Below are 25385 nucleotides of genomic sequence, written 5' to 3'. Positions count from 1 at the left end.
TTAGACTCGGACTTCTGAGATAGCACAATGAAACTGGTCGCTGTTTAAGACGGTGGTGCCGACCAACAGCCCCAGCACTTTGGTTTGAGTGTTGTCGAGGGAGTTCGCGGCTAGGACAAAGGGGATAAAGCGCGGCAGTTCACTGTCAATGACTCGCTTGATGTCCGCTACCGTCTGAGCGGCGGTCGCTTTTGCCTCTCCCAGGTAAACCGTGTTGTCTGTTGGGTTGTCACAGACGGCATCTGGGTAATCTGAGACAGGTCTTGCCAATAACCGTCCGTGATAGAGGTACTGAATGGTCAAACCCAGACAGGCTTCTCCGATGGCGGCGATGGCGCTTTTGTTGGGGCTGATAGATTTGTGTTCGGTTCGTAAATAGAACAGGGGTTGATAGCCGGGTAGGAGGAAGAGACCATAGCGCTGGTAAGCAATCCACTGAGCAATTTCTTCTAGAGGATAGAAAGCCGCCTGCTCCGAGTAGCGACGCACCAGGGCATTAATAGTATTGGGGTGAACCGACCAGGATGGCAGGGGAGTGTAGGGGGCAGATAACTGCTCCAATCGTGCCATGAGTTCTGGTTTCATGGCAGATCGGCTGTAGGCCGCTTGAGCGATCGCGCCTGTGATGCGGTCAATGTGGAGACAACGTTTTTCTAAAGAAATTTCAATCACAAAGCCACTGGGTTGAGTTGGGTTCCATCACCATAAAACAACCCTGCTATCTCAGTACGGGACAAAAAGCTTGAAAGGATGAGCAGGGTAGGGTTTCATCAGAATTACCACACTCTGGAGAAACCCTATGAGCCAATATAGCGAATTAAAGCGAGTCCTCCAAGAACAATTGAACTGGCACGGAGCGAGGATTTCATTTCTGGCATTGTTCTTGTTAGCCTTGCTGAAAGTCAAGACAGTGAACTTGAGCGAACTGTGTGTAGGCTTTGGTGGTAGGGCATTGCCCGAATCGAGCTACAAGCGATTGCAGCGATTTTTCCGAGGGTTTGCGCTCGACGAAGCTCAACTGGCTAGCGTCGTGGTGAGTTGGATGCAGATTCCGGAGGACTGGGTGTTGAGCCTGGATCGCACCACCTGGAAATTTGGCACTCAGTGGTACAACATTTTGACTTTGGGCATAGTTCATGAAGGAGTTGCCTTCCCGGTACTGTGGTGGCTGTTGGACAAGCGGGGGAATTCCAACAGTGACGAGCGGATGCGGTTAATGGAGACCTTTGCCAAACGGTTCCCCACCGCTAGAGTGAACTACTTGTGTGCCGACCGCGAGTTCATTGGGCAAGCCTGGGTGCGCTATCTTCTACTCGAACCTACCCTCGCCTTTCGCTTACGGATTCGCAGCAGTGACCAGATTGAGCATGATGGCAGGGTGCTGGCGGCGCGAGTCGTCTTTGCCCATCTGCAACCCGGTCAATCCCAACAACTCACAGGCACCTGCCGAGTCTGGGGCTACCCAGTTGCCGTTGAAGCGCTACGACTTGATGATGGGGAGTTACTCGTGGTGATTGCTCCCCTCAAGGCGCAAGATTTGGTCAAAGACTATGCCTTGCGCTGGGGAATTGAAACGCTGTTTGGTATTTTCAAAACTCGCGGGTTCTGTCTGGAATCGACGCACTTTACCGATGATGAACGGTTGAGTAAATTGTTTGCCTTGTTGACTTTAGCTTTATGTTGGGCGATGCGAACCGGGTTATGGTTGCATCAATGGCAGCCCATTAAGATTAAAAAACACGGTCGTCGCGCCAAAAGTCTGTTTCGCTTAGGGTTCGATTATTTGCGCCATTTGGTACTCAATCCATCCTTGTCCAATGAGTCCGACTTTGTGCAATCCCTACAACTTTTGTCCTGTACTTAGCCCTGCTATATAAGGAAAATGGTTCCTATCACGGTGAGGGGACTTGAGCGTTGGGTCGGCGGGGGCAGACCTGTAGCCAGAGTCGCACGGGAATGCGATCGTACTGCTCCCAGAGGAAGTTCATCTCGGCCAACTTGCGGCGATAGCGAGGTTCAGCAGCGCGTCGATGCTTGCCTTGAGAGAACCATCTATCAACGGATGCCTCGCTCACGCCACAGATTTGGGCAATCTGGGCATGAGTGACATCCCAACGAGCATAAAAGGCTTGCGGAGTCATGCCGAACTGGCAATCACTGTAGAGTTGCAGCAGCTTGAGTTCTCGTTGTCCCAGTGCCTGAGGGGTCATGCAGATTGCTCCTTGCACAGAAGGTTAACAGGGGCAGTAGTAAGAAGTTGCAAATCCGCTTCCCAGGCAAGGTCTGAGTCAGTCCAGGCACGATTGGGTGATTGGAAATCCAGCCGAATCGTGTAGCGCCATGCCCAGCCCGGAAGGTGTACAGCAGGCGCAAACTGAAGTCCGACGACGATGCCGTAATCTTCGGCAGGCTGGGAAATAAATCGGACGCGATCGCCAATTACAAATTTTGGTTGACCAATCTCATGCGGGAATTTTTGGAAGAGAATCGGGAACATCCTTCAGCGGTAAGTTTGATCAGTACAAAGCAATTATACTCTTATAGTCTACATAAGGACTCTTATTTCATGTAGACTTGTCCCTTGTATTTCCCCACGATTGTCCCGTGGGAGATAAAAGCCAGTCAGATGTTAAACAGCGGTTTGGAAAGGCTATCAGGCGACGCCGCCGGGAGTTAGACCTTTCTCAAGAGGAGCTTGCCGAGCGTGCAGAGCTTCACAGAACTTATGTGTCAGACATTGAACGAGGCGATCGTAATCCCTCTTTGGAAAATATTGAGAAATTAGCGAAAGCCCTCAACATAAAAGTCTCTGCCCTTTTCATCCGTTATGGGGTGGAGGAAGTACTCGATGACCAGGCAGATTTGGGATGATGTGGAATCAGCAGCAAGCTATTTAGCATTTACCAATGCAATGCAGCTATCGCAGCGAGGGATTAAACGCTTGCGGTTAAAAGGATTTGACTGAAGCAGAAACTACACCTCAAATTAAAGCTATAACGGCAGAAAATATAGGCAATGCGCGTGAGTGTTTAGCTGAAATCGTTTGTCGCAGTTTGATCTCTTACAGCCCCAACGTCAGGCACTTCGAGAACAGCACAGCCTATTAAGTCAGAAGGTGTCAGAATTGTTGCAGAATGCAGCATACGCTGCTGAGGCTGCTGTTCGCCTCCAGATTGAGAAGCAGATGAACATTAGTTTAGGAACACAGGGCACACTGTCCACTATTGTTGAATGGATCAGACAACTTCTGAATGCTGAAGGTATTAGCTCAGAAAGAATGTAGCAGTTCGTAAATTTGATATTAAGGCTTCCCTAGGAAAATGCTGAATTGGACAGAGATAGGGTGTAATTGTAGAAGTCAATTCTGTTAAGCTTCCTCAATGCAAGGACTTGATCCATTACAGGCAAAACGAGAGGCTTTACAAGAACAGTACAGCCTGCTCAGCGAGAAGCGGTTAGAACTGGGGCGAAGCTCCGCCATTGCGGCTGACCCCAGCATGCAGTTCCAACTCAAGAAGCAAATTGAGCAAGTTGACTCAGAACTGGAAGCATTAGAACAACGTCTGGTGCAATTGGACAGATTGTCACAGGATGGACGGCTCTATCAAGCGCTTCTAAAACTGGGCTACCGCAAGCAAGTGCAGGTCTTTCGCAAGTTTGTGCAAAGCCATCCGATCGCGACCTTTCTCATCTATGGAGCCTCTGACTATGGGCAGCGATGGTTACTCAATCGCCTGGTGCAGCAGCATACGCGAGACAGTATTACGGGTAAGGTGGTCAAGATTAACCTCAGCCGTATAGCGCGACGCAGCGATGTAGCGGCTCTGTGGCGAGAACTGGCGGGACGGGCGGGGTTAAGTCGGCAAGGGACGATCGCCGAGATTGTCGATCGCGTCTACCAGTGGTGGCAAACGCAAAACGTCTTGCTGATCCTCTATGACATTGATTGTCTGCCGCAGGACTTTTTAGCTGAATTACTGCGGGATTTTTGGATGCCGCTGGCAGTCCGCGCCTGGGCAGAAGGCACGCCCGAAAGCGCCTATAAACTGCTGATGTTTCTGGTGGACTATGACGGCTGTGTGGGCAACTGGACGATTCCGTTTGCCGAACAGCTTGATGACACATGGCAACCCGTCATGCCTGTGAAGCTGCCGCTGATTGGCGAGTTTACCGAAAGTGAGCTGCTGAACTGGCTGGAGGTTTTCGCCGACGATTTGTCAATGGCGCTGCTAGACGAACCGGACGAAACGGTGCAGGTTATTCTGGAAAACAGCGATCGCGGCATTCCAGAACCAACGCTGGACGAAATTTGTCGGCAGGCAGGCTCTAACTGGTATGACAACGAGGAAAAATGGTTGAAACTGTAAGCGCATCTCTGGAATACGTTGGAAGGGTTCAGCCCAAAGCCACTGACGGGTTACCCTATCTGCCGAGTCGGGAACTGGTCGAGGCAGTGAATCTAGCGATTTATTTGGAGCGTCCGCTGCTGCTCAAAGGCGAACCTGGTTGCGGCAAAACTCAACTGGCTTCTGCGGTTGCCGATGAATTGGGGTTGCCACTGGAAAGTTGGTACGTTAAATCGACCAGTCGGGCACGGGACGGATTGTACACCTATGATGCGGTGGGGCGTTTACGGGATGCTCAATTGGCGGGTTCGGGTCGCCTCAACGAGGAACAGCTTCGGAGGGCAGATGATTCCACAACCTATGTGCGCTGGGGACCATTAGGTCGTGCGTTTTTGAATGAGCGGCGAACCGTGGTGCTGATTGATGAAATTGACAAAGCAGATATTGATTTCCCAAATGACTTGCTGCTGGAACTGGATAAACAACAGTTTCTGGTGGAAGAAACGGGAGAAGCGATCGCTGCAAAAGTGCCGCCGATCGTCTTTATCACCAGCAACGACGAGAAAGACTTACCGGATGCCTTTCTGCGCCGTTGTTTGTTCCATTTTGTTGAATTTCCAGATCACGATCGCCTGATTCAAATCATCCATTCGCGCTTTCCCTCAACGCCCGAAGCATTGGTCAATCAAGCCGTGGCTCGCTTTCTAGAACTGCGGGAGGACATGAAACGGGACAAGGGTGAGTCTGGTAAAAAAGTCAGCACCAGTGAATTAATTGACTGGTTTCGGGTATTGCGCCGCTATCCGCAAGAAGAGGCGTTGGGGCACCTGGGCGGGCAACTCCCCTTTGCGGGTGTGTTACTGAAAAGTTGGGAAGACCACATCCGCTATTTGAGGTTGGGCAAACGTGGATGAGTTGCCACTGCTGGAACTATTTACCCGTCTGCGTGAAGCTGGACTCCCGCTTGGCATTCCACACTACGAAGCTGCGGTACAAGCATTGCAAAAGGGTTACGGCTTGCCCGATCGCGCGGCGCTGGCGCGTCTTTGCCAAACGCTATGGGTGAGATCGTCCGATGAACAGCGGTTGTTTAACTATTATTTTGAACAGCTTATTGGCAAGGCAGACATCTCTCAGCCAGATAAGGTTGACGACGAAACAACTCCAATCGCTTCACCACAACGTAAAAAACGTCTCATCGCTCTTTACAGTGGGTTGATCAGCCTTGTCCTCATCGGTGCTGGAGTGGTGCTATGGCACAACACGCGATCAAAGGATGTCAAGATTGCCCCTTCACCTTCATCGATACCCACTCACGTTCCAGTAGCGCCGACAGCATCGGCATCGCCAACGCCACAACCAACAGTCGCACAACAACCGTCATCAAACGGGTTGATTTGGGTTCTGTTACTTATTCTGGCGCTAAGTGCAGGAGTATTCTGGCTGGTCAAAATCTTATTACAACGTCGCCACAAGGAACCGGAGCAAGCTTCTGAACCAATATCTGAAAACAGCGCTAAATTAGCTCCAGAACTGCTGCGTGAAGCGAAGGATGCTGTTCAGGTGGCTCAAGCCGTGCAGCAAATCACACATCAACGGACGAACTCACGCGATCGCTTTCTGCTATCAACCGATTACCTTCCAGTCACCCAACGGCAAATGAAGCAGAGTTGGCGGCATCTCCGTCGGATGGTGAGAGAAGGAATGGCGACCGAGTTAGATGTAGCGGCAACCGTGCAGCGCATTGCCCACGATGGAATGCTGCTGAATCCGGTTCTGGTCGCTCGACGCATTAATCGCACTGAATTAGTGTTGCTGATGGATCAAGATGGCTCGATGGTGCCATTCCATTCGCTGTCGGCTCGTTTGGTAGAAACGGCGTTGCGTGGTGGACGGCTGGGGAAGGCTGGGGCGTACTATTTCCATAACTGCCCTGTTGACTATCTCTACAACGACCCGATGCATCAAGAGGCTGAACCTATTGAGGAGGTGCTGAGAGGGTTTCAACGAGATCGCACCGCTGTCCTGATTTTTAGTGATGCAGGTGCAGCGCGGGGTGGCTTAAACCTGGAACGAGCAGATTTGACCGCTATGTTTTTACAACAGCTTAAACAGCAGGTACGGTATGTCGCATGGTTGAATCCAATGCCCAAACCACGATGGAACACCAGCACCGCTAGAGAGATTGCCCTGCAAGTGCCCATGTTTGAAGCCACTCGTCAGGGGCTAGATGAAGCGATCGATGCCTTGCGGGGTCGCCACCATGCATTAGCCGCATTGCTGGGAGGGCAAAAATGACCAGCACACGATCGTCCTCCACAAACACTAAAACACGATCGGCAACCCGACGCATTGAATCTTTTCGTCAACGCTTTGGCGACGGGCATTTCTATCTGGCGTGTCATGCTGCCCTGCCCCTCGCGCTCACCCCCGATCTGCTGTATTCACTCTGGGCAAATTTTCAACGAGATGACCACGGCGAAGCGATCGAGATTCCCTGGATTGCGGTCGCTGACTTAATGCTGTCTAACCTGTGTAAAGAAGTTGGCAATGAACTCTACGAAATGGATCAACCAATTCGAGATGACCTGCTGAATCAATTACAGAACGATTCCCGCTTTGGGCTGGAACGCCTTCAAGCACTGGCTGATTTTGTGATGGCGTATGTTGAACAGCAGCTAGACAGCCCCGATCTGGATATACGCGATCTGGCAACAGGGCAAAAATGGAGAGCTTTAGCCTACAAGCATCCATCCGAAGCCGCGCACAGTATCGCAACCGTGTTAGCCCAATTATCGTTCGACGATAAAGCCGAATGGATTCGGATGGCTGCACTCTTGAACAGCTTGGAAGAACCACTGTCTGCCTTTCAACCCTTACTCAACTACATCCGGGCAATGGCAGACCTGTCGCGGGGTAATTTAGCCGCCGCTACTGCCCAAATGACTCAAGTAGTAGATGCCAACCGTGAAGTACGGGTTGAGGGCGTTACTTTACCCATTCCAGATGTGCTCAATGGGGCATCGCCAAGGAGTCAAGAGTCAGACGTACTACCTACATCACCTCCGAACAGGCTTAAAATGCCTATCGCGATCGCGGGAGCCACGGTCATTTCGCTCTTAATACTAGTCGGAGTGCAGTACGGACTGAGATCGCCGACTCCACAGCCTACATCCGTAAGCTCAGCAACGCCGACTCCACAACCGGGTAGTGCCGCTACACCCATCACGCAACCATCTGTAGCGGCACCTTCTCCTGTCCCCTCGCCAACTTTTATAAAACCATCCCCTTCCTCCTCGCCATCAGTTCCGGCAACGCCCCCATCTCAGAGCCTCAGCCCAGTCGCAACGCCTACTCCTAAACCTTCAGTAAATCCTTCTTCCAAAGCTTCCTCAGCGATTTCGATAACGCCGTCTTCTTCCCCGTCATCCTCAATCCAAGCTCCCCCTGCCCAACAAAATTCCACTGCTCAGCAAAAGCCACAGTTATCTTCTCAGGTATCATCTATGCCCGGTAAGAACTCTTCTATTTCCCAAGAATCTTCGATAACGCCGTCTCCTTCTCCGTCATCCTCAATCCAAGCTCCCCCTGCCCAACAAAATTCCACTGCTCAGCAGAAGCCACAGTTACCATCTGTGCCCGGTAAGAACTCTTCTACTTCCAAAGAATCACTTTTGCAAGCTTATCTTAATGGGGCAAATGAGGCTAAGCAAGCAGAGGGTAGAACAAAGGCTAAGCAAGCAGAGGCTAGAACATATGTCGGCGCTATGACTAGATCCCAGCAAGCCTATTTTCTTGAAAAGGATAAATTTTCATCCAATATTCCGGACTTGGGACTTGGCATGTCTACTGAAACTCCAAACTATAGCTATAAAACTCAAACCTTTGGTTCAGGAGATAAGGTTTATGCAATCAATACAGCAACTCCTAAACAAGATGGTTTGAAGAGCTACGTTGGCGGAGTATACTTTGATGGAGTATTTCGGGCAATGACCAATACGCTTACGGCAGCTATTCTCTGCGAAAGCACAGAGCCTTCCAGGTCTCCTCCTATGTCACCTCAGCTCGTTGGAAATGATCCCCAATGTGCTCCAGGCTCAGTAGATTTGTCAAAATAAGAACATCAGATATATGGGCAACGATCCCCCTTGAAGAGACATTCTTTGGGAGCGCGATCGCGCGTCATCCAATCGCAAACGCAATCGCGTTACTCTAGGATTCCCATCCCTCACGGTAGGCGATCGTACCCTACTCGCCTCTGACCCACAATCGCCAAAAAATCGTGGTTAAAATGATGCCAACCCCTGCCATGCTTGGTCGAGAACCATGAAAGACTTTTTCATCAGCCACACGGGCAACGATCGCACCTGCGCAGAATGGGTTGCGTGGATTCTAAAAGAGACAGGCTACTCGGTCGTCATCCAGGCATGGGATTTTCGGGTGGGTGGCAATTTTGTGCTGGATATGCAGCGAGCTACCATTGAAGCAAAACGGACGATCTCAGCCCTCTTCTCTTTAATCTTTCTTGCTTTTGACGGATGTGGAGTTTTTAGCTGTTATAAACAGGAATGAATGCTCCAGATCTTTCTTCGCAGATAGGATTCACATGACAGATACTGCAAACGTTAAGCTGACGATCGCCTTCAATGACCCTGACCTCGACGCAGAAGAGCGGGAAGAGCAGGCGCAACAGTTCATGGCTGAATTGCAGCAGATGGACGAAATAGAGGTAGATCGGGTTCTCGATCCGAATCCACCGGAAGGGAACAAAGCAGTGGGCGCAATTTTGGTAGGACTGCTGACGGCTCAGGTGAATAAAGAGAATGCCCAAAAAGTGATGGGATTTCTGGGCGATCGCTTGGGTGGAAAGCCGATCGAGCTGGAAGTCGAAGCAAACGGCAAGAAGCTCAAGGTTTCAGCCCATAGCCGAGAAGAGCTAGAGGCGGCGATCGCAGCAGCGCAGAGATTTTCAGCAGCGTAGGGCACTGAAATGGCAAAGATCGCATTGCTGGTTGGCGTGAGTGAGTATGAGCCTGGGCTAAATCCCTTACCTGGAGCGGTGAAGGATGTGGATGCCATGCAACGAGTCTTAGCCGATCCAGAACTGGGAGGTTTTGCCGAGGCGGACATCACAGTGCTGAAAAATCCACAGCGGCAAGCGATGGAGGATGAGATCTATCGACTCTTCAGCGATCGTAAGAAGGATGATCTGCTGTTGTTTTACTTTTCTGGTCATGGCATTAAGGATGAGAATGGCAGACTTTACCTGGCAACCCGGGTGACCCGTAAGGACACTAACGGCAGATTGGTCAAACCATCAGCCGTAGCCACTGCGTCTCTCCATGAAAATATCAACGAAAGTCGATCACAGCGACAGGTGATTATTCTGGATTGCTGCTTTAGTGGCGCGATCGCTCAGGGCATGACGGTGAAGGATGATGGCACCGTCAACTTGAAAGAATATCTGGGTGGCAAGGGGCGGGCGATTCTGACCTCTTCCACTTCCACTGAGTATTCTTTTGGCGCAGCAGCAGGGCATGATGAAGCGGGGTTATCAATTTACACCCGTTACTTGGTTGAAGGGATTGAGACAGGAGCCGCCGATGCCAGCGGAGATGGTTGGATTGCGGTGGAAGAACTGCATGAGTATGCTGCTAGCCGGGTCAAGGAAGCAGCCCCAGCAATGACCCCTAAGTTTTACCCGGTGGAGGAGGGGTACAAAATTGTGTTGTCGCGATCGCGGCAAGACGACCCGAAGCTAAAGTATCGTAAGGAAGTGCAAGCGTCTGCTGAAGCAGGACAAGGTAAACTTTTGTTCTTTGCTCAGAAGTTACTAGAAGGTAAACGTGCTGAGTGGAACATTTCGGTTGAGGAAGCCAAAGCGATTGAAGACGAAGTATTGGAGCCATATCGCCAATATGAGCGCAAGCTATACGAGTACGAACAGGCGTTAACTGAAGCAGTGCAAATCGAGTACCCTTTTAGCGTTGCGAATGAAACTGCATTAAACAAATACCAACAGCAATTAGGGTTGCGCGATTCAGACATTGCAGCCATTGAAGCGCGAGTGCTGGCACCCTTAAGAATAGAGTCTGAACAGGACGCTGAACCGCAACGACAGGCAAAACCTATGCAGCCAGCGCAGGAATTAAGCTTTCCAGGGAATGTCACTGAGCGACAAGTGCCAGAGCCTGTTCTGATTCCAGAAACACCTGAACCAGCAGCACAACCCCCTCAACCTGTCCCGACTCAACCCGTGACTCAGAAATTAACCGCTTCTCAAAAACGACGCTTAGAGCAACGTCAGCAAGCCCTGGAGGAAGAACGAGGCATTCGCAATGAGAAACTAGGGCATCTACGGAAAAGCTTTGCGATCGAGGCAGGAGAAGCCGTCAAGTTCCAGCTACAGAAGCAAATTCAAGATGAGGAAGACAAATTAGCCGCTCTGGACGACGAACTGGATGCGATCGATCAGTCATTACAGAGCTGATTTGCTTCAACCTAACGATGTGACAAGCAGGACTGAATTCATCAGAGCACACTGATTTTGTAAAAGCGCTTACGACAAACAGCTTGTGATTTCAATTGAAGGGCTGCTACGACTAGTTTGAAGCTACTGGAAAGCTTTATAAAGTTCGTTAAAATTTCTTCCTTTTGCGGATGTGGAGTTTTTCGGCTGTTATAAAGAGGAATAAATGCGCTAGACCTCTTCACACAGATAGGAGTGACATGACAGACACCTCAAACGTTAAGCTGACGATCGCCTTTAATGACCCTGACCTCGACGCAGAAGAACGGGAAGAACAGGCGCAACGGTTCATGGCTGAATTGCAGCAGATGGACGAAGTAGAGGTAGATCGGGTTCTCGATCCGAATCCACCGGAAGGGAACAAAGCAGTGGGCGCAATTTTGGTAGGACTGCTGACGGCTCAGGTGAATAAAGAGAATGCCCAAAAGGTCATGGGTTTTTTGGGCGATCGCTTGGGCAATAAAGCGATCGAGCTGGAAGTCGAAGCAAACGGCAAGAAGCTCAAGGTAAAAGCTAGCAGTCGAGAAGAGTTGGAAGCGGCGATCGAAGCAGCACAGAGATTTGCAGCAGCATAGGATATCGAAATGGCGAAGGTCGCGTTGCTCATTGGGGTCAGTGAATACGAGCCGGGGTTGAATCCTTTACCTGCGGCAGTTAAAGATATTGAGGCGATCCAGGAAGTGCTGTTGGACCCCAAGATCGGCGGTTTTACAGGAGCAGATATTACCTCACTGAAGAATCCTGATCGGCAGGTGATGGAAGAAGCCATCTACAATTTGTTTGCCAGTCGAAATAGAGATGACCTGTTGCTGCTTTTCTTCTCAGGGCACGGTATCAAGGATGATGCGGGCAAGCTTTATCTGGCAACTCGCAGCACTCGTAAAACGCTTCGAGGCGAATTGATTAGCCCAACAGCAGTGGAAGCAAGGTTTGTGCATGATTGCATGAGTCGTAGCCGATCGAAGCGACAGGTTGTCGTGCTGGATAGCTGCTTTAGTGGCGCTTTTGCGGAAGGCTTATCAGCAAAAGATGACGGCACTGTTGATGTCCGCACGCAGCTAGGCGGCGAAGGGCGAGCGGTACTCACCTCTTCCAGTTCGACCCAGTACTCGTTTGAGCAAGAGGGGGAAGAGCTATCGCTTTACACCCGCTTCTTGATCGAGGGTATCAAAACGGGAGAAGCGGATCTCGATGGGGATGAAGTGATCTCAATCGATGAGCTTCATGAGTATGCCAGTCGTAAAGTACGCGAAGTGAAGCCAGAACTGAAGCCAGAGATTTATGCCATTCGGGAAGGCTTCAAGATTCGGTTGGCGAAAGTGCCTCCTGGCGATCCAGTGCAGAAGTATCGCAAAGAAGTCGCCCGGTTTATTAATCGGGGTGAAATTTCATTTGTTGGGCGCAGAACGTTGGATGTGTTTAGAACGCGGCTAGGACTGGAGGCAGCAACAACAGTAGCGATCGAGGATGACGTTCTCGAACCGTACCGCAAGGATTTTCGGGACAAGCTCCAGCAATACGAGCAAGTGTTTAGGGAATTAAGCGATCGCGATGAGCCAATCAGCGAAGGTGATCACGCTGATCTGCAAAATCTGCAACAAATTTTGGGGCTAAGGAACGAAGATACAGTGCCAATTGAGGCGCAGGTAACAGCCGCGTTGAAAGCTCACAAGCACAATCTGCAAGCCTACGAGCAAGCATTGGTAGAAGCGCTGCGACAAGCGTATCCCTTGAGTGAAACACGACAGCAACAGTTTCGTCAGATGCAGCAGCAGATGGAACTGACAAACGTTGAGGTAGAGGCAATTACAGCACGTGTTACGGCGGCTGTAGAAACTCACCATCAGCACTTACAGCAGTATGAGCAGACGTTTGCTGCGGCAGTGCAGCAGCAGTATCCCTTGAGTGAGTCTCAACGGTTAGAGTTACAGTCCTGCCGGGAAAGCCTGGGCTTAGCGGAAGTGGATGTTGCGCCCGTTGAAGCCAAGATCACGACTGAGATTAAGACCTATCAGCAGAAGCTCCAGCAGTACAAAGAGGCATTCATTCAAGCGACCCAAGGCAAGTATCAGCCGAATGAGGTGATTCGTCAGCAATTGCAGCAAACCTGGCACACGTTGGGCTTGGTTGCCGCCGATGTGCAGAGAGTGGAAGCGCCCATTCTGGCTCAAATTGAAAGGCATCAGGCAAGTCTGCGCCAGTATGAGCAAGCATTTACAGAGGCGACTCAGCAGCAGTATCCGCTTGGTGAAGAAACGCGACTGAGCTTGCAGCAACGCCAGGAGCAATTGCATCTGAGCGATGAGGATATTGCACCGATTCAAACCAGCATTACGACTGAGATCGAGGAACATCTGCAAAAGCTAGAGCAGTATCAGCAGGTGTTGAGTGAATCCATTCAGTTTGAGTACCCCTTAAGTGAATCGACCCGCGAGGAAATTCGACGCTTCCAGCAGGTATTGGAACTGTGTGATGAGGATGCCACACGCATCGAAGCGCAGCTTTTAGCAAGTAAAGAGGTTAATAATCTAGCGGATGAGCCTGTCGTTGAATTGCCTTTAGAGCCAGAAGCAGTCGTCATCCTTCCTCAAAGTGAAGTGACAACTGAAGACAGCTTCATAGAACTGCCTTCAGAACCGCTCCAACCTTTAGAGCCGCTAACGGTTGCAGAACCGGAAAGCCAGGTAAGAGAGGCAAAGACTGAGCCAAAAATTTTGCCGCTGCTGGAACCAGTGCCGAAACCGATCTCCAAACCTCGATCGCGGAAAACAATGGTGCTGGCTGGAATGGGTGTGGCAATTGTTGGTTTGGGTGGCATTACCACACTTGTGATCAATGGACAGGCTCGGCAAGCAGAAGAGTCAACCCTTAAACGCATTAAGGATTTAAAGGTTGCCAGCAAATACGATGATTGTGCCAATGCTGCACAGGGAATTAAGCAAGATTCCCGCATTTATGCTGATGCTCAAGCCTTGCTGAATGAGTGCCAAACTGCAAATGCTCAAGCGACCCTGGCAAAGACAAAACAACTGGCGAAAGACAGCAAGTTTAAGGAAGCTATTACCGAAGCTGGAAAAATTCCTGCGAGTGCACTCGTTGCCAGTGAAGCTAAAAAACTGGTTGGTCAATGGTCAGAGAGTTTGATTCAGCAAGCAACTAAGCAGTATGAGGATGGCAAGTTAGATGATGCTACTGCGGCTGTTCAGGTTATTCCTGCTGGCAGTGCTGCTGGAAAGAAAGTGCAGCCGCTTATAGCTCAATGGAAAAAGGAATGGGCTGCTAATGATACCAATTTGAAGGCAGCACAGAAGGCAATTGAGCAAAGAAAATGGCAAGCTGCACTTGATTCCGCAAATAAAGTAACCGCTCATCCTTTCTGGAAACAGAAAGCACAACCAATCATTCAGAAAGCAGAAACTCAAATTGCTGCTTCTATTCCTGCAACGGCACCAGTCATTACTACATCACCTGATCCAGGGTATACAGAACCAGCTAATTCACCAAGTCAACCTTCTGAACCAACACTTCAACCAACACCTCAACCAACACCTCAACCAACACCTCAACCAACACTTCAACCAACACCTCAACCAACACTTCAACCAACACCTCAACCAACACTTCAACCAACACCCACTCGACTTAGACTGAGAGTACAGTCCCCCAGGGGGTGAATTTCGTCCTAACAATGCAATCAGTCGAAAAGAGTTTGTTTCAATTTTGAATGCAGCCTTAGATCGAGCAAATGAAGTCATTGTTTCTGAAGCAACTGAGAAGTGTTCTGGTAGATGTTCAGAGCCAGAACCAAGCTCTGATGATTCACCAATATCCGTTCCTATTCGCTTTACCTTCAACACACCAGGAGTTTATAGCCGCTGTGTAAAAGACATTCTGCAACTCTATCAAGATCGGCGAGAATTGCAGAAGAACGGTAGAACGAGCGATTGTTTACCAGAAGTTTTTCAAACTTATACAGAGAAGGGGCTTTCTAGGAATCAAGCATTTGAGTTAATTCAAGCAGCAAATGCCTATGCGACAACAACCTTTTCATCGAAGTTGTTTCCACCTAAAGGGCAACGCTTAAGAATTCAGCAGCTCTTTGGTTTTGCATACACAATAGTGCGACTAGTATAGCGCTACAAATCAGTGCTAGGACATATCATAGGGATGAGAGTGCATAGAGAAATTGCCCATGCCAGGACCCTACAGCGATGACCTTCGCCAAAAAGCGATCGCGGCAGTTGAGCGCGGAGAAGGCAAAAGTCATGTGAGTCAGATGTTCAACATCAGTCGTAACACCCTCGACCTGTGGCTGAAGCGAAAAGAGCAAACAGGAGAGTGCCGAGCGATTACTCACTATCAGCAGGGATGTAGACATAAAATCACAGATTGGCAACGGTTTCGTGAGTTTGTCCGAGAGCATGGCGGCAAGAGCCAAGGGGAAATGGCGAAGTTGTGGGGAGACGGGGTGAGTCAGCAAAACATCAGTGATGCGTTAGGTAAACTTGGATTAAGTCGAAAAAAAAGACCTACGGCTATCAAGAACGCGATGACCTCAAGCGTCAAGAGTTTGAGGAACGCTTGAAGACAAAACCAACGGCTCAGGTGGTGTACGTTGATGAAGCAGGCATTGATAACCGAGAGGACTATGCCTACGGCTACTGCAAGGTTGGGCAACGCTTCCACGCGCTCAAATCGGGTAAACGAACTGAGCGCGTCAGTTGGATTGCCGCACTCTGTCAAGGAAAGCTGATTGCTCCACTAACCTTTGAAGGTTCGTGCAACCGAGACTTATTCGAAATCTGGTTAGAGCAATGTCTGTTACCTCAATTGCAACCCGGTGATGTCATTGTGATTGACAATGCCAGTTTTCATCGCTCTCAATACATCACTGAACTGGTGGCTGAAGCAGGATGTGAGATCTGGTATCTGCCGACCTATTCTCCTGACTTGAACAAGATTGAGCGTTGGTGGTTTGTGCTCAAAAACTGGATGCGGCAACGGTGGGATGAATTTGACAACTTTCGGGATTGTGTCGATGCCGCGTTTAAGAACTGGTAGTGCTCAAGATGTAATGATGGAGCAGTAGAGTTTATGCTTCTCTCCTGCCATGCCAGCCTGCCCCCTTTGTGGGTCCTCCCAAACGGTCAAGAATGGTCATATCCACAACGGTAAACAACGGTTCAAAGGCCAGGACTGTGGACGACAGTTTGTCGAGCAACCGACCAAAAAAGTAATCGACCAAGCCACACGGGAATTGATTGACCGCTTGCTGTTGGAGCGCATTTCTCTAGCTGGAATCGCTCGAGCAGCGCAAGTTTCTGAGCAGTGGCTGCAAACCTCCGTCAATGAGAAGTATGCAAAGGTGCCTCGCCAAGTGCAGGTGACACCCAAAAAAAGGGGCGGTTGACGATTGAGTGTGATGAATTGTGGTCCTTTGTAGACAACAAGCAGAACAAGCAATGGGTCTGGTTAGCGCTTGATGCCGATACTCGTGAGATTGTGGGTGTTTATGTACGTTCGCACATTAAATGTCGCAGTTCGCAGCCCATTTTCGCTCACCATAACCAACCTCAAACGACCGCTCACCAAGTAATCTAAGAGCTTTTTGCCAGAAAAGCGACATTCAACCGGATTCGCAAGTTGCGTGTCGTAAAGTTAACTTTGCAAATTAAGTGACGTTTTTCTGTGTCAACCCGCTTCGCAAATTGAGTGTCGTTTTTTAAGGTCATCGCCGCTCCGGCTGCTATGGCGATCGACCAGCCTTGCCAGTCGATCTACGCCTGGAAAGTGTGATGGTATAGCTGTCGCCGGGTGTGTTAGGACAGATTGGTGATGAACATCAACACCCGTGAGCTTTGTGAATTGACCCTTGTCCTAAGTCTTCCGTCCGTTGCTATATCCCTCTTGAATCACTTTCGGAAAAGCAAATTTAATCAAAAATGCTGAAGCTTCTATACGGCTTGAGTCTTAGCATACGCAGCTTATTTCCGATATTTCAAAACATTTGACAATGAAGCGTATATACCAGACAGCAGTCGGTGAAAGACTTTCAGCGTTTTGCCTGGATTTTACTTTAACTAGAGTGACATATGAGGGATATGAAGTTGCTGGGGGATGCTTGTCAGTGTCGCTTTGCTTCTTCCTGCACCATGTATGAGGAGCCTGTCGCCTCTTCTTTCGTGAGCTGGCGCTAGCGAGAATCGTCAATGAGCAGGAAAGAGCCTGAAAAAAGATGGCTGTCAGGCGAACTCAGGTCGCGATCTACGTTCCCTTAATCTCTCGCAAATTTCATGTCGCATACTCTAGCTGTATCGGGAGGATAGTGATACATTTTTACTACCTACGCTAGAAATGAGGCAATCTCCGATGGACGAAAGCCAAGTTGCCTGTTTAGACACTGATTCGCAAGCCTTGGATGAGGTTATGTTGAGCGATCGCGCTTTCGACACTGACCCAGCCAAAATCGTGCTGGACGCATCAGAGCCACAAAAGCTGCGTTTTCGGCTCATTGAGTGGCTGGCTGAGTCTCCCAATCGAAAAGTGAAGGCTGAACGGAAGCAGGCGATCGCCCAGACTCTTGCTATCTCAACGCGTCAGGTTGAGCGGATGCTCAATCAGTACCAAGAGGATCAGTTGCGCGAAACCGCAGGCATTGAGCGTGCTGACAAAGGACAGCACCGGATTGATGACTACTGGCAAGACTATATCCGAACGGTTTACGAGCAAAGCCTGAAGCAGAAGCATCCTCTCAAGCCCGCTGACGTAGTGCGCGAGGTGAAGCGACATGCTGTGATTGATCTGCGGCATGAAGAAGGTGACCATCCACACCCGGCAACGATCTATCGGCTTTTGGAACCCCTGATTGAGCGGCAAAAGCGGAAACAAAAAATCCGCAATCCGGGGTCAGGTTCTTGGATGACGGTTGAGACACGGGATGGGAAATTGCTCAAAGCGGAGTTCAGCAATCAAATCGTTCAGTGCGATCATACCAAGCTAGATATTCGGATTGTAGATCAGGAAGGCAACCTTCTACCTTGGAGACCCTGGCTTACTACGGTTGTTGATACCTTGTCAAGCTGCGTGCTTGGCTATCATCTGTGGCACAAGCAACCAGGGGCGCATGAAGTTGCTCTTACCCTCAGACATGCCGCTTTACCTAAGCATTATCCACCAGAGTATGAGCTTGAGAAGCCTTGGGATGTTTGTGGCTTGCCGCTACAGTACTTCTTCACTGATGGTGGCAAGGATTTAAGTAAAGCAAAGCTTATCAAAGCTATTGGTAAAAAGTTGGGATTTCAGTGTGAATTACGCGATCGACCGATTCAAGGTGGTATTCAAGAGCGAGTCTTCAAAACAATCAATACTGAAGTTTTAGCTCCTCTTCCGGGATATATATCCAAAGGCAAAAACGCAGAAGAGAATAAGGAAGGAGCAAGACGAGCCGAGAAGGAAGCTTGTCTCACCTTGGAGGATATCGACAAGTTTCTAGCTGAGTATTTCTGCGACGACTACAATCACGGGCTCTATCCTAAAGGTCCGAAAGATACCCGTTCTCCGAAAGATACCCGTTTTGAGAAATGGTTCAGAGGAATGGGAAGCAAACTGCCTGAGCCTTTGAGTGAGCGTGAGTTGGATATCTGTTTGATGAAAGAGGAGCAACGAGTCGTTCAAGCGCATGGATCTGTTTACTTTGAAAACCTGACCTACCGCTGTGAAGAACTGCGATCGCGGCAAGGTCAGTATGTGACGTTGGGCTATGACCCCGACCATATTCTGACCCTATACATTTACAGCCAAGCGACAGGTGATGCTGCCGGGGAGTTTATTGGCTTTGCTCACGCGATCAATATGGACACTCAAGACCTGAGCCTGGAGGAACTGAAGCAACTGAACAAAGTCCGGAGCACGGCTAAGCGTGCCCATTCAAACTATGATGCGCTCCTGGCTTTGGATAAGCGCCAAAAACTTGTAGAGGTACGGAAGCAAGAAAAGAAAGAACGGCAGCGCTCAGAACAGCGAAAGCTGCGAGGCAACAGTAAGCAGAACTCGAACGTGGTGGCCTTGCGGCAGGAGCGTGCAGGCAACGCTGCTGGCAGTAGCAACCCAATGGAACTCCTGCCTGAAAGGGTTACACCCGAACAAAGGAAGCCTCAAGCCCTTTTACCCCTCCCCGTAGCGACACCACAGATCCTTGAACCTGCTGCGTCTACTCCGCCACCAGAAGAGCGACACAAACTTGTAGTTTCCAAAAATCAGACGTTGAAGAGGATTTGGTAAGGCATGGCACAATCACAACTGGCAATTCAGGTTCCGGTGGAGGTTCTGGCACCTCAGCTCGACTTAACCGATGTGCTGAGCAGAACGGCTGCGATCGAGGAGCTATTCAAGACTGCTTTTATCCCGACCGATCGCGCCTCGCAATACTTTCGATGGCTGGATGAGTTGCGCCTGCTAAAGCAGTGTGGTCGAGTGATTGGACCGAGAGATGTGGGCAAGAGCCGCTCATCGGTGCATTACCGAGAAGAGGATCGCAAACGGGTGTCCTGTGTCAAAGCGTGGTCAAACTCAAGTTCTAAGCGGTTATTTTCCCAAATCCTCAAAGACATTCACCATGCGGCTCCGAGGGGCAGACGGCACGATTTACGCACCCGCTTGGCTAGCTGTCTGGAGCCTTTCGGCATTGAACTTCTGCTCGTGGACAATGCCGATAATCTGCAACGGGAGGCGTTGGTTGACCTGAAGCAGCTACATGAAGAGTCGGGGGTGTCCATCATCCTCATCGGTGGGCAGGATCTCGATAGCAGCCTGCAAAACTTCGATTTACTGACCTGCTTTCCGACGCTGTTTGAGTTTGACAGACTGGACTACGAAGACTTTCAGAAGACCCTGCGGACGATCGAACTGGATCTTTTGGCGTTGCCTCAAGCCTCCAATCTGTCAGAAGGGACTCTCTTTGAGCTTCTGGCAGTCAGTACTCAAGCCCAGATGGGTACGTTGATTAAGCTTTTGACCAAGGCGGTTTTGCACTCGTTGAAGAAGGGGCATCGGAAGGTTGATGAGGCGATTTTGCACAATATTGCCAATCGTTATGGCAAGCGCTATGTCCCCCCAGAATCCAGAAAGAAGTCAGAGTTGGGTGAAGGCTGAGCATCGATCGTTTTGAGAGGAGAGTCTGCGATGAGTCAGCTTGATGAAACGTTGCCCCGACTAGGGTCTGTGGAAACGTTGGAGCATGAGAGTATTAGCCACTACCTGGGGCGTTTAAGACGATTTAAGGCGAACAGTTTGCCCTCGGCTTATGCTCTAGGGCAAGCGGCAGGTATTGGTTCAGTAACTGCCCGTGGGGAAAAACTCTATTTCAATCCGTTTCCAACAGAGCAGGAGTTGGGAGCGATCGTCCGCTTAGTTGGACTCGAAACTGGACGACTGCAAGCTATGCTGCCGAGTCGAGAAATAACCTTGCAACCCCGCCCCATTCGGCTCTGTGGGGCTTGTTATGCTGAAGTGCCCTGTCATCGGATGGCGTGGCAGCACAAGGATATTGCTGCGGTTTGTCCACATCATCCGTTGCGTTTGCTGGAGCAATGCCCTAGTTGCAAAAAGCCCTTTCAGATTCCGGCGCTGTGGACCGACGGGAGGTGTCATCATTGTGAGATGCGTTTTACATCGATGGTGAAGTATCAAGAGAGAATTAAGAGAACTGGATGAGACGGGCGATTGCCTCCCAAAATGACTTCTCTCTAAATGCCCTCAGTGTTAGTAAATCTCTCCAATTCTGCCTTCATTAGGTTGAGGGGACATATCAGAACTGCTCTCTGCTTTTTGTCAAGATACCGAGGTTTTCAAGATCGCTGTCAGGGTGCATCATCTGAATAAACCTGCCGGGATACCTTACCTCCAAAAGCCAACGTTAATTTTTACTTCTGAAAAGTTTTAGGCTATGGTGATGGTCAAGTTCTTTAGCGATCGCCCACACACCCTTAAGCATGAAGCGATATGCCTTTGTCATTGGTATTGGCAAGTACGCCAATCTGAATGAATTGTCTAAGCCTGCAAGTGATGCCCAGGCTGTTGCCGAGGTGCTGAAAAAGCATGGCGACTTTCAGGAAGTCACGTTACTCAATGGAACCAAGGCAAAACCGGGATGGGTAGACTACGACACGCTGGACGCAGAGCTGACTAAATTCTTGAAACAGGCGGATATCCAGGATGCGCTGATTTACTTTACGGGGCATGGCTTCACTGTAGAGGAGAGCGAGTTTGATCAGCGGGGTTACCTGGCGACTTCGAGTTCAAAAGTGAAGTTCAAGGGGAAGCAAATTATCTCGCAGGAAGATGGCTTTTCCTTCAATAAGCTGAATGGGCTGGTGCAGAAGGCAAGTTTGAGCAGTTTGCTGCTGCTGATGGACTGCTGCCACAGCGGTTTTTTGATTGAGGATGACCTGGTCAAGCAGAGCTTACAGGCTTTTTCTAAGAGTAATTATTTTCTGATTTCGGCGTGCCGGAGCTTTCAGGAGGCTTATGCGCTAAAGCGGGAGACCCACAGCATTTTTACAGGGGCGTTGCTGGAGAGCTTGTTGCCGGAGCAGGCCAAGCAAGGGGTGGTGACGGCTTTGAATGCGCTTGATTTTATCGATCGCGAACTCAAGGGCAGCGGGCAGGAGCCAATTTTCTTGGGGATGGGCGGGGCAATTCCTGTGGTCAGCTATGCGATCGCGGCTCCGATCGAACCGGATGAGACTTGTCCATATCAAGGGCTAGAGGCCTTTACAGAAGCGACGGCACGTTTTTTCTTTGGGCGACAGACGGATGTGGAGGCGCTGTGGCAGAAGCTGGAAAAGAGTGCGTTTGTGCCGGTGATCGGAGCATCAGGTAGTGGCAAGTCGTCGCTGGTGCGGGCGGGGTTAATTCCAGCATTGCAGCAGAGTGGCACGAATTGGACGGTGCTGGAGCCGATTAAACCAGGAGAAGAACCGCTGACTCAATTGCGGAAACCATTGGAGTCACTAACACAGCAGTTAACAAGCAAGGTGCAACTGGCTAATTTGCTGCGGAAAGCACCGGAAGGCTTGCAACCCCTGCTTCAGCAGTTACCCGATACCGCTCGGTTTCTACTGGTGGTGGATCAATTTGAGGAGGTGTTTACGGTCTGTCTGGATGAAGCGGAGCAGGCACGGTTTATTCAACTGGTGACCCAGGTGGCAACGATGCCGCATTCGCGCCTGTCGGTGGTGATCACGATGCGGGCAGATTTTGTGGAGTCTTGTCTGCATTATGAGGCGCTGAAGCAGTTGATTCAGACGCAGGCGGTTTACCTGTCACCACTAACAGGAGCAGATTTGACGGATGCGATCGCCAAACCTGCTGAGCAACAGGGCTATCACCTGACTTCCGCGCTGCTGGCGGAGATCGTTAAAGACACCCGTGAAGAACCGGGATTTTTGCCGCTGTTGCAGTTTGCCTTGACGAAACTGTGGGAGTGTCGCGATAGTGAAGCACACGCACTGACCGCCGGGGCATACGTCACTATTGGCGAACTGGCGGGTGCTCTCGATGCCCATGCCGATCAGATTTACGAATGCTGTGAGTACATCGACCCCTATACTGGCGAGATTAATCTGTCTGCCGAACAGAACAGATCGCAGATAGAGCAAGACTGGATACGGGCAATATTACTGCGGCTGGTGCGCTCGGGGGAGGGCGAAAAGGATACCCGCCAACGCCAACCGCGATCGACTCTGGTGGCACTGGCGGGTGAGACACCAGAGGCTCAACAGCAGATAGGACTGGTGCTGGAAAGCTTGATTAAGGGGCGATTGTTAGTTTCAGAGCGGGAAACCATTGACCTGGCGCATGAGGCGCTAATTAAAGGCTGGAAACGACTGGATGGTTGGTGTCAGGAAAGTCGGGAGTTACGGCGGTGGAGCCAACGGCTGGAGGCAGCCCGATTGGAGTGGGAGAAAGACCAGCAGAACCCCAACCTGAAGCCAGCAGAAAAAGACCGTAACCTGATGATGGGTGGGCTGCTGGCGGAAGTGCGAGAGCAGTGGCAGGCGTTGATTCCCTACTTGCAAGACTTGAGTAAAGATGAACCCTTCTGGCAACGGAGTGATGCCCACGAGCAGGATCGAATTACCACTCTGCAACGGGCACTGACAGAGTCCAGGTTACGGGAGATGTCAGCAAGGTCACAACATCTTGTGCTAGCACAACCACGAATGGGATTGGAACTAGCAATGCAGGCAATGGGAGAAAACCTGGAGAACTTTCCAGCCCAGTTATTCAGTACGGTTCAGGGAAGCCTGCATCAGGCACTCGATCTGGCACGGTTGCCTGAGACCTTCCAGGGGCATGGATCCAGCGTCAGGTCGGTGGCGTTCTCCTCGGATGGCAAGACCCTTGTTAGTGGCAGTGATGACGACACGATTCGCCTGTGGAGCCTTGATGGCACCCCGCTAGGGCAACCCTTCCAGGGACATCAGGACCACGTCAGGTCGGTGGCGTTCTCCCCCGATGGTCAGATGATTGTCAGTGGCAGTTCTGACAAGACGATTCGCCTGTGGAGCCTTGATGGCACCCCGCTAGGGCAACCCTTCCAGGGGCATCAAAACTGGGTCAACTCGGTGGCGTTTTCCCCCGATGGTCAGGCGATTGTCAGTGGCAGTGATGACAACACAATTCGCCTGTGGAGCCTCAATGGTGCCCCTATCGGTCAACCCTTTCAGGGACATCAAGGCTCTGTCAACTCGGTGGCGTTCTCCCCCGATGGCAAGACCGTTGTCAGTGGCAGTAATGACAACACAATCCGCCTGTGGAGCCTCAATGGTGCCCCTATCGGTCAACCCTTTCAGGGACATCAAGGCTCTGTCAACTCGGTGGCGTTCTCCCCCGATGGCAAGACCGTTGTCAGTGGCAGTAATGACAACACAATCCGCCTGTGGAGCCTCGATGGCACCCCGATGGGGCAACCCCCTTCCAGGGGCATCAAAACTGGATCAACTCGGTGGCGTTTTCCCCGGATGGCAAGACCGTTGTCAGTGGCAGTAATGACAACACGATTCGCCTGTGGAGCCTCGATGGCACTCCGATCGGGCAACCCTTCCAGGGGCATCAAGTCTCTGTCAACTCGGTGGCGTTTTCCCCGGATGGCAAGACCGTTGTCAGTGGTAGTGAGGACAAAACGATTCGCCTGTGGAGCCTTGATGGCACCCCGCTAGGGCAACCCTTCCAGGGGCATCGATCCGGCGTCAAATCGGTGGCGTTCTCCCCGGATGGCAAGACCCTTGTCAGTGGTAGTGAGGACAAAACGCTTCGCCTGTGGAGCCTTGATGGCACCCCGCTAGGGCAACCCTTCCAGGGGCATCGATCCGGCGTCAAATCGGTGGCGTTCTCCCCGGATGGCAAGACCCTTGTCAGTGGCAGTTTTGACAACACGATTCACCTGTGGCGGGGCAACTGGCAGGCGTGGTTGGGGGTTTGCAGTGCGCGCCTGGGCTATCACCTGGTCTCAGCAGACCCGGAAATCGACCTGCTCACCGCCGACCCCGGTGCGATTCTGCGTTCGGACGATCCAGCCATCACCACGACACAAAAAGCCTGCGCTACCTGCCAAAAATATGCCTGGGCTGAGGGGTCAGGGCGCAGGGATCTGGCACAAATCCTGCGACGGCAGGGGAATGATCTGGCACGATTGGGTAACACTGCGCTGGCAGCGGAACGGTTGCGGCAGGCGGCAGAGTATGGGTTGGGTGAAGGCTAGCGGGCACTCACGCTCAAAGCAGCACTCTTCAGGCTCAAAGCTGAATCGCTCCTACCAAAACCTCGGAGGTTTAAGTGCCGAGGTTGGTCAGCGGTTCAATTTCTGGTCAAAACCTCCGAGGTTTGCGTAAGCCTTCCTCCTTAAACTCCAACCTTCACGCTTGAATCTCCAACATTCGCGCTCGAACCTCAACCATTCACACTTGAACCTCCAACATTCACGCTTGAACCTCCAACATTCACGCTTGAAACTGGATCATTCACGCTCGAACCTCAACCATTCACACTCGAAGCAGAATCATTCACGCTCCAACGATCGCAGCATAACCGCTTATCCTCCAGCTTGTTTCGGTTTATCGGGAAACTTGCATTTAACGGAAATCTCAAAGTTTGCTTCCGCCGAACCTTCCGTAACGATCGGCACTCCCGTTTTCCCGCCAATCTTCAGCCCAAACTTCAGGTTCAGTTCTTCTACCTCAGCATCGCCAAAGTTTTTGAAGGCACCGATCGCATACCAGGCATAGGCGCGAATCGTCCCGTGGATTTCTTTGAGTTTGGCGATCGCATCGTCGGTAATCCCCATCGACTCGCGCTCATCTTCATCTATTTCTCCCGGTGAGGGCAGATCGGGCGGCAAGATAATAGGCGCGGTCGATTCAACATAGATTGTGTAAGTAGTGCCGTCTTCGTCCTGAAGGAGCACGGGTTGTACGTCTGCCATGGGTGACCTGAGAGAAAATTCGAGGTTA

Annotated in this window: 21 protein-coding genes and 3 pseudogenes; 20 read left to right on the top strand and 4 right to left on the bottom strand. The window is 50.8% G+C overall.

Features of this window, described 5'->3' with window-relative positions; translation table 11 throughout:
- Positions 1-672, bottom strand: coding sequence for a hypothetical protein (locus tag JOY44_RS21165; RefSeq protein WP_171575494.1), 672 nt, complete (start codon positions 670-672; stop codon positions 1-3).
- A gap of 127 nt (positions 673-799) precedes the next feature.
- On the opposite strand from JOY44_RS21165, the gene JOY44_RS21160 reads away from it, so the two are divergent.
- Entirely contained in the window at positions 800-1864 is a 1065-nt protein-coding gene (locus tag JOY44_RS21160; RefSeq protein ID WP_171573521.1) for an IS4 family transposase, read from the top strand.
- A gap of 28 nt (positions 1865-1892) precedes the next feature.
- Here the strand turns inward: JOY44_RS21160 and JOY44_RS21155 are convergent, their stop codons facing one another.
- Together JOY44_RS21155 and JOY44_RS21150 are read right to left on the bottom strand one after the other, a co-directional pair.
- The gene (locus JOY44_RS21155; RefSeq protein ID WP_171575493.1) at positions 1893-2210 is read right to left on the bottom strand and encodes a helix-turn-helix domain-containing protein; all 318 of its coding nucleotides are present in this window, start codon (positions 2208-2210) and stop codon (positions 1893-1895) included.
- The gene (locus JOY44_RS21150) at positions 2207-2497 is read right to left on the bottom strand and encodes a hypothetical protein (protein ID WP_171575492.1); all 291 of its coding nucleotides are present in this window, start codon (positions 2495-2497) and stop codon (positions 2207-2209) included. The genes JOY44_RS21155 and JOY44_RS21150 overlap by 4 nt, the downstream gene beginning before the upstream one ends.
- 107 nt (positions 2498-2604) lie before the next feature.
- Here JOY44_RS21150 and JOY44_RS21145 point away from each other — a divergent pair, with 107 nt between their 5' ends.
- The 19 genes and pseudogenes from JOY44_RS21145 (at position 2605) to JOY44_RS21060 (ending at position 24637) form a co-directional block, all read left to right on the top strand.
- The gene (locus tag JOY44_RS21145; protein ID WP_171576173.1) at positions 2605-2871 is read left to right on the top strand and encodes a helix-turn-helix domain-containing protein; all 267 of its coding nucleotides are present in this window, start codon (positions 2605-2607) and stop codon (positions 2869-2871) included.
- 509 nt (positions 2872-3380) lie between these two features.
- Complete coding sequence (locus tag JOY44_RS21140) at positions 3381-4367, top strand: hypothetical protein (RefSeq protein WP_171575490.1); 987 nt, start codon at positions 3381-3383, stop codon at positions 4365-4367.
- Positions 4352-5260, top strand: a complete 909-nt coding sequence (locus tag JOY44_RS21135; protein WP_171575489.1) for an AAA family ATPase — start codon at positions 4352-4354, stop codon at positions 5258-5260. The genes JOY44_RS21140 and JOY44_RS21135 overlap by 16 nt, the downstream gene beginning before the upstream one ends.
- Complete coding sequence (locus tag JOY44_RS21130; protein ID WP_171575488.1) at positions 5253-6644, top strand: VWA domain-containing protein; 1392 nt, start codon at positions 5253-5255, stop codon at positions 6642-6644. Before JOY44_RS21135 ends, JOY44_RS21130 begins: the two co-directional genes overlap by 8 nt.
- Positions 6641-8464, top strand: a complete 1824-nt coding sequence (locus tag JOY44_RS21125) for a type IV pilin-like G/H family protein (RefSeq protein WP_171575487.1) — start codon at positions 6641-6643, stop codon at positions 8462-8464. Before JOY44_RS21130 ends, JOY44_RS21125 begins: the two co-directional genes overlap by 4 nt.
- Before the next feature lie 208 nt (positions 8465-8672).
- Positions 8673-8918, top strand: coding sequence for a toll/interleukin-1 receptor domain-containing protein (locus JOY44_RS21120; RefSeq protein ID WP_171575486.1), 246 nt, complete (start codon positions 8673-8675; stop codon positions 8916-8918).
- 34 nt (positions 8919-8952) lie between these two features.
- Complete coding sequence (locus tag JOY44_RS21115) at positions 8953-9327, top strand: hypothetical protein (protein ID WP_171575485.1); 375 nt, start codon at positions 8953-8955, stop codon at positions 9325-9327.
- A 9-nt stretch (positions 9328-9336) separates the two neighbouring features.
- Positions 9337-10836: a caspase, EACC1-associated type gene (locus JOY44_RS21110; protein WP_171575484.1), complete on the top strand. Its 1500-nt coding sequence runs from the start codon at positions 9337-9339 to the stop codon at positions 10834-10836.
- Positions 10837-11075: 239 nt separating this feature from the next.
- The gene (locus JOY44_RS21105) at positions 11076-11450 is read left to right on the top strand and encodes a hypothetical protein (protein WP_171575483.1); all 375 of its coding nucleotides are present in this window, start codon (positions 11076-11078) and stop codon (positions 11448-11450) included.
- Between the two features lie 9 nt (positions 11451-11459).
- Positions 11460-14549 (top strand): caspase, EACC1-associated type, encoded by a 3090-nt coding sequence (locus JOY44_RS31570; RefSeq protein WP_197985633.1) that lies wholly within the window; start codon positions 11460-11462, stop codon positions 14547-14549.
- Positions 14550-14595: 46 nt separating this feature from the next.
- Positions 14596-15009, top strand: coding sequence for a hypothetical protein (locus JOY44_RS21095; protein WP_171575482.1), 414 nt, complete (start codon positions 14596-14598; stop codon positions 15007-15009).
- Positions 15010-15067: 58 nt separating this feature from the next.
- Positions 15068-15936 (top strand): IS630 family transposase gene (locus JOY44_RS21090; protein ID WP_171575481.1). Its coding sequence is split into 2 segments (ribosomal slippage): positions 15068-15394 and positions 15397-15936, totalling 867 coding nucleotides; the frame shifts between segments, so codons are not numbered across the junction.
- Between the two features lie 49 nt (positions 15937-15985).
- Positions 15986-16380 (top strand): annotated as a pseudogene (locus JOY44_RS21085) (IS1 family transposase); the annotation flags it as partial.
- Positions 16381-17244: 864 nt separating this feature from the next.
- Positions 17245-19155, top strand: coding sequence for a Mu transposase C-terminal domain-containing protein (locus JOY44_RS21080; RefSeq protein WP_171576172.1), 1911 nt, complete (start codon positions 17245-17247; stop codon positions 19153-19155).
- Between the two features lie 3 nt (positions 19156-19158).
- A complete protein-coding gene (locus tag JOY44_RS21075) occupies positions 19159-20025 on the top strand; it encodes an AAA family ATPase (RefSeq protein ID WP_171575478.1) in 867 nt (288 codons plus the stop codon).
- 30 nt (positions 20026-20055) lie between these two features.
- Positions 20056-20586 (top strand): hypothetical protein, encoded by a 531-nt coding sequence (locus JOY44_RS21070; protein WP_171575477.1) that lies wholly within the window; start codon positions 20056-20058, stop codon positions 20584-20586.
- Positions 20587-20864: 278 nt separating this feature from the next.
- Positions 20865-23810, top strand: a pseudogene (locus JOY44_RS21065) (caspase family protein); the annotation flags it as partial.
- Between the two features lie 5 nt (positions 23811-23815).
- Positions 23816-23905: pseudogene (locus JOY44_RS32925) on the top strand (hypothetical protein); the annotation flags it as partial.
- Between the two features lie 102 nt (positions 23906-24007).
- On the top strand, positions 24008-24637 hold the full coding sequence (locus JOY44_RS21060) for a WD40 repeat domain-containing protein (protein WP_203032078.1): 630 nt from the start codon (positions 24008-24010) through the stop codon (positions 24635-24637).
- A gap of 330 nt (positions 24638-24967) precedes the next feature.
- Here JOY44_RS21060 and JOY44_RS21055 read toward each other — a convergent pair whose 3' ends face one another.
- Positions 24968-25357: a CU044_2847 family protein gene (locus tag JOY44_RS21055; RefSeq protein WP_171575476.1), complete on the bottom strand. Its 390-nt coding sequence runs from the start codon at positions 25355-25357 to the stop codon at positions 24968-24970.
- Positions 25358-25385 lie beyond the last annotated feature (28 nt).

Source organism: Leptolyngbya sp. Cla-17 (assembly GCF_016807185.1).
Lineage (GTDB): Bacteria > Cyanobacteriota > Cyanobacteriia > Leptolyngbyales > Leptolyngbyaceae > ULC077BIN1.
Note: the sequence above shows the minus strand (reverse complement) of the source record. Positions and strands in the feature narration are given on the sequence as shown.